This is a genomic window from Bacillus sp. ISL-51 (genome assembly GCF_018613535.1).
Taxonomy (GTDB): domain Bacteria; phylum Bacillota; class Bacilli; order Bacillales; family Bacillaceae; genus Bacillus.
Map to the genome: position 1 here is coordinate 1 of NZ_JAGGQB010000022.1, position 6,179 is coordinate 6,179.

The following is a 6,179-nucleotide window of genomic DNA, read 5'->3' on the forward strand; positions in this document are numbered from 1 at the left end:
CGCCAAGCTCTGGGAAGAGGTGCTGAAAAACGGCCCTGTCGGCATCCGCGATCACTTTTTTGAACGGGGCGGCCATTCGTTAAAAGCGACGGCGCTCGTCTCCCGCATCGCCAAGGAGTTCGGCGTACAGGTACCGCTGAAGGACATCTTCGCCCGGCCGACAGTGGAGGAGCTTGCCTCCGTCATTCAGGAATTGGAACAGAGCCCGTATGAAGCGATTCAGCCGGCAGAAAAAAGAGACACTTATCCGGTCTCTTCTGCGCAAAAGCGGATGTATGTGCTCCAGCAGCTCGAAGACGGCGGTGTGGGCTACAATATGCCGGCGGTGCTTGAACTGACGGGACCGCTTGACCGCAATCGGCTGGATGAAGTGTTCCAAAAGCTGATCGAGCGCCACGAGTCTCTCAGAACGTCCTTTGAAACGGGCCCTGACGGCGAACCCGTGCAGCGCATCCATGACAAAGTGTCGTTCAATCTGACTGATGAAACATCAGCGGAAGCCTTCGTCCGTCCATTCCGCCTTGATGAAGCGCCGCTTTTCCGGGCGGCTCTCGTCAAAGAAACAGATGAGCGTCATCTCTTATTGACGGACATGCATCACATTATTTCCGACGGCGTGTCTGTCAACACGCTCATCCGGGAATTCGGGGAGCTGTACGCAGGCCGGACGCTTGCGCCGATGCGCATTCAATATAAAGACTATGCCGTATGGCAGCGGGAGTTTAAACAAGGAGAGACGTATCAGAAGCAGGAGGCCTACTGGCTGAAGCAGCTCGACGGAGAGCTGCCTGTGCTGGAGCTTCCGGCTGACAAAGCCCGTCCGGCAGTCAGAAGCTTTGCGGGCGACAAGGTATCCTGTACGCTTGATGCGGAAACGGCAGCGGGCCTTCACCGCATCGCCCGGGATCACGGTTCCACGCTGTATATGGTGCTTCTCGCCGTTTACAATACACTGCTTGCGCGCCTGAGCGGACAGGAAGACATCATCGTCGGCTCGCCGATTGCCGGCCGGCCGCATAAAGACCTTGAGCCGGTTCTCGGCTTGTTCGTCAACACGCTCGCCATCAGGACTGAACCAAAAGATGACAAACGGTTTGCAGACTATTTAGCTGAGGTTCGGCAAACAGCGCTTGATGCGTATGAGAATCAGGATTATCCGTTTGAAGAACTCGTTGAACAGCTCGGCATCGTTCGCGACACAAGCCGCAATCCGCTGTTTGACGTTATGTTTGTTCTCCAAAATATGGAGCGTGAATCTCTTTTTCTGAATGATTTGCACTTGGCCCAAGCTCCGGATATCGGTCATAAAGCTTCAAAGTTTGATGCAACGCTTTACGCATCAGAGGAATCCGAGGGCACAATCGGTCTTGATTTTGAATTTAACACCGATATCTATCAAAAACAGACGGTCATAAAATGGCTTTCCTATTTTACTCACATTCTTAAACATGTTATTGACAATCAGAACATACAGCTCGGTGACATAGATGTGCTGGATGATGACGAAACAAGACGCATCCTCGATGAATTTAATCAGACAAAAAGAGACTACCCGAGAAACGAAACAATCAGCCGTCTATTTGAACAGCAAGCGGCAAAAACACCTGACGCGCAGGCGGTCGTATGCGGCGGACAAACATTGACGTACCATGAACTGAACGAGCGGGCCAACAGAATAGCAGCCGCGCTTCGAACGAACGGTGTCGGTCCGAAAAGTGTTGTCGCTTTATTAACAGGCCGCACCCCTGAGCTTGCCGCCGGAATTCTCGGGATTTTAAAAGCTGGCGGAGCCTATTTGCCTATCGCTGATGACTTGCCGCCGGAACGAATAGAATGGATACTCGGAGACAGCAAGGCTGATATTCTCCTTCAGTCTGACAAACTGGAGTACCCTGTTTCAGGAAAACGTTTATTCATAGAAGATATACAAATGCAGGCCGGAATAAGCACAAATAATCCTGAACAGCTCGGCGGTCCGGATTCACTCGCCTATATGATTTATACGTCCGGATCAACCGGCGCACCAAAAGGCGTAATGGTTGAACAGCGCAGCGTGATCCGACTCGTGAAAAATAGTAATTATATTGATTTTACGCCGAAAGACAGACTTCTGTTTACTTCATCGTTAGGATTTGACGTTACTGTATTTGAAATATTCGGTCCGCTTTTGAACGGCGCTTCTGTATATTTGAGTGACAAAGAAACATACCTTGAACCTTACGAATTGGAAACATATATACAGCAAAACGGAATCACAACACTGTGGATGACATCGTCTCTGTTTAACCATTTATCAGAGCAGAATGATCAAGTGTTTTCCGGTTTATCCCAACTGATTATCGGCGGAGAAGCACTGTCGCCAAGCCATGTGAACCGTGTTCGGAATGCATTGCCGCACCTTTCAGTATGGAATGGATACGGACCGACTGAAAACACAACGTTCTCAACATGCTTTCTGATTGAAAGCACATATGACCATTCAATCCCGATCGGCCGGCCTGTCGGAAATTCAACCGCGTATATTGTAAACAGCAGGGGAACACTTCAGCCGATCGGCGTAAAAGGAGAACTATGCACGGGCGGAGACGGAGTGGCCAGAGGCTATTTCGGCCGGCCTGAACTGACAAAAGAAAAATTTGTCCCGAATCCATACGCACCGGGAGAAAGAATGTACCGCACCGGGGATTTAGCCCGCTGGCTCCCCGACGGAACGATTGAGTACATCGGGCGGATGGATGATCAGGTGAAAATCCGGGGATATCGGGTCGAGCTTGGAGAAATTGAAGCAGCGCTGCGGCATATTGACGGCGTAAAAGAAGCGGCTGTGATAGACAGAACCGGGCCGTCCGGCAATAAAGAGCTTATCGCATACATGAGCCTGCAGGCTGACATGGACACTGAGAAGGTTCGTTCTCACCTTTCTCACCGCCTGCCGAATTATATGGTCCCGGCCTATATGATGGAACTGGAGGCATTGCCGCTTTCGCAAAACGGGAAACTTGACCGGAAGGCCCTGCCCGAACCGGAGCTCTCTCTTCACACGACATACAGAGCGCCCCGGAATGAGCTGGAGGAACAGCTTACAGTCATTTGGCAGGACGTTCTCGGCGTCAAGCAAGCCGGCATTGAAGATTCATTTTTTGAACTGGGCGGCGATTCGATCAAAGCCCTGCAAGTATCTGCCCGCCTCGGCCGCTTTGGGTGGAAAATGACGGCAAGCGACTTATTCCGCCACCCGACCATTAAGGAAGTTGCGCCTCTTATCCGCAAGACGGAAAGAGTGATAGATCAGCGGGCGGTCGAGGGAGAGATCCCTTGGACACCCGTACAGCAATGGTTTTTATCGCAGCGTATGGAAGAGCGCGATCATTTCAATCAATCTGTCATGCTGTTCAGCTCTGAAGCATTACAGGAACAGCCGCTGCGGTCAGCCTTACAGCAGCTCGCCATTCATCATGACGCGCTACGGATCACGATTTGCACAGAAAACGGAAAGCTGAAGCAAATCAATCAGAGCGTTCAAAAAGATGAACTGTACAGCTTGGACACATGTGATATTTCTGAAACCGATGCGTGGGAAACGGTAATAGAAAAAGAGGTGGCCGCGCTTCAAAAGCGTATGGACTTGGAAAAAGGTCCGTTATTAAAAGCCGGCTGGTTCAAAACATCGTCAGGAGACTACTTGTTCTTGACCATTCATCACTTGGCCGTAGACGGAGTGTCATGGCGCATTTTGCTGGAGGACTTATCCGCCGCTTACGGGCAAGCCGTAATAGGACAGCCTGTCCAGCTTCCGCCAAAGACCGATTCCTACAAAGAATACGCCTTGAGGCTTACGGAATACGCACAAAGCAGCAAGCTGATGAGCGAGGAGGAATATTGGCGTTCAGCCGAAGAAGAGAGGGCTGCCCTGCTGCCTTATGAAAAACCGCAGCGGCAAGCTGAAGCAGACAGCATTCGGCAAACGGTAAGCTTCTCGCTTTCAAAAGAAGATACAGCCGTTTTACTTCAGCAGGTGAACCGCGCCTATAATACCGATACACAGGATATTCTGCTGACTGCGGCAGCCTTGGCTTTACGGGATTGGACAGGAGACGGGAAACTGCGCATTGCGATGGAAGGGCACGGGAGAGAGCACATTCTTCCGGAGCTGGATATCAGCCGTACAGTCGGCTGGTTTACCTCAATGTACCCGGTGCTCATTGATCTGAAAACAGCCGGGTCCGAACTGGGATCAGCTGTAAAAACGGTCAAAGATACACTTTGCCGAATACCGGATAAAGGAATAGGCTACGGCATTTTGAAATATATGACAGATCTCGATCGCAAAACCATTCAGTTTGGCAAAGCCCCGGAAATCGGCTTTAACTATTTAGGCCAATTCAATGATACAGAACAACAAGACACATTCGGCTTATCAAGCCTTGCGAGCGGAAAGGACATCACACCTACATGGCAGCGCGAACAGCTGGTGGAAATGAGCGCAATGGCCGCGAAAAACCAGCTCCATTTCAATCTGAGCTATCCGCCGAGCCGCTTCCGCAAAGAGACAATGGAACAGCTTTTGCATACGCTGAATCAATATTTGCACGATATTATGAAACACTGCACCGGCAAACAAGAAACAGAAAAAACGGTTAGTGATTTCAGCAGCAAAACATTAACAACTGAGGATTTGGACAGCATAGCGAGTTTTGTCGAGGAATTGTAGAAAAAGGCGACAGGGAGATCATAACATGACAAAAAAGAATGCAATTCAGGATATTTACCCGCTGTCTTACATGCAGGAAGGAATGCTTTTTCATTCCCTCCTGCAAAAGGATTCGCAGGCATATGCCGAGCAGGCTTCCTTTTCAATAACAGGAGAGGTTGACACCCGCGTGTTTGAGGAGAGCATTAATGTTCTTTTTGCCAGGCATGATATTTTCAGGACGATATTTATCAGCCAAAACGTGTCTGTGCCGCAGCAGGTAGTATTAAAAGAACGGACTGTCAGCATAAGTGAGGAAAATCTCACTCATTTAGACGGCGCTGATCAAATCGATTATATCGAGGATGTCAAAAAAAGAGACCGGGCAAAAGGATTTCATCTGCAAAAAGACATGCTGATGAGGGTAACTCTTCTCCAAACCGGAGAACGAGAATATACGTGTATTTGGAGCTTTCATCACATCATCATGGACGGCTGGTGCCTTGGAATCGTGCTGAAGGAGTTTTTCCAGATCTACGCTTCACGTCTCCGCAAAACGGCTTTAACGCTTGAGCCGGCCGTGCCGTACGGAACCTATATCAAATGGCTGATGGAGCAGGACAAAGAAAAGGCTGCCGGGTACTGGGCGCGTTATCTTGAAGGGTTTGAGCAGCAGACCGTACTGCCGAAACAGAAAAAAGCCGGTCAAAGCCGCCAAGAGGAAGTGACTTTCTCCTTTTCTGAAAACGATACAGCCAAACTGAAAGAATTGGCCGTCAAAGAAGAGGTTACGCTGAGCACCATTTTCCACACACTGTGGGGCATTTTGCTGCAAGCGTATAATCAGACGGAAGATGCGGTCTTCGGTTCGGTCATCTCCGGAAGACCGTCTGAAATCGAGGGCATCGAGCGGATGATCGGACTGTTTATCAATACGGTGCCGGTGCGGATCAGCGGAACGGACGTCCCGTTCCGCAAACTCATTAAGCAAGTGCAAAAAGACGCTCTTGAAGGACAGGCCTGCAGCTATCATCCGCTCTATGATATACAGGCGAATTCTGCCGTCAAACAAGGCTTAATCGATCATATTCTTGTCTTTGAAAATTACCCCGTCGAACAGGAAATAGATGTACTGAACAGCAGAGGGGACACGAAGGACCTTTTTCACATTCATGATTTCAGCATGGAGGACGAAACCAATTACAGCTTTTATCTCATGGTCGCGCCAGGTGACGAAATCCATTTGAAAATGAGATACGACTCAAGCGTATATGACCGTTTCTTTATCGAGAATATAAAAGGCCATTTGACACACATCGTCTCGCAGGTCTTGGAAAACCCGGCGATCACCCCGAGCAGTCTGACAATCATTACTCAGCAGGAAAAAGAACAGCTGCTCGCTCCGCTTTCTGAGGAAACAGAGCGGCCTGAATATGAAACGATTCATGCTATGTTCGAGCGCCAAGCCGCACAAACGCCGCAGGAAATC

At 49.7% G+C, this 6,179-nt stretch carries 2 protein-coding genes; both read left to right on the forward strand.

Features of this window, described 5'->3' with window-relative positions; translation table 11 throughout:
- Positions 1 to 4,711 (forward strand): non-ribosomal peptide synthetase (locus tag J7E26_RS17810; RefSeq protein WP_214814442.1); only part of this gene is annotated, 4,711 nt, incomplete at its 5' end.
- 25 nt (positions 4,712 to 4,736) lie between these two features.
- Positions 4,737 to 6,179, forward strand: a 1,443-nt coding sequence (locus J7E26_RS17815) for a condensation domain-containing protein (protein WP_251034717.1), incomplete at its 3' end; no start/stop codon positions are given.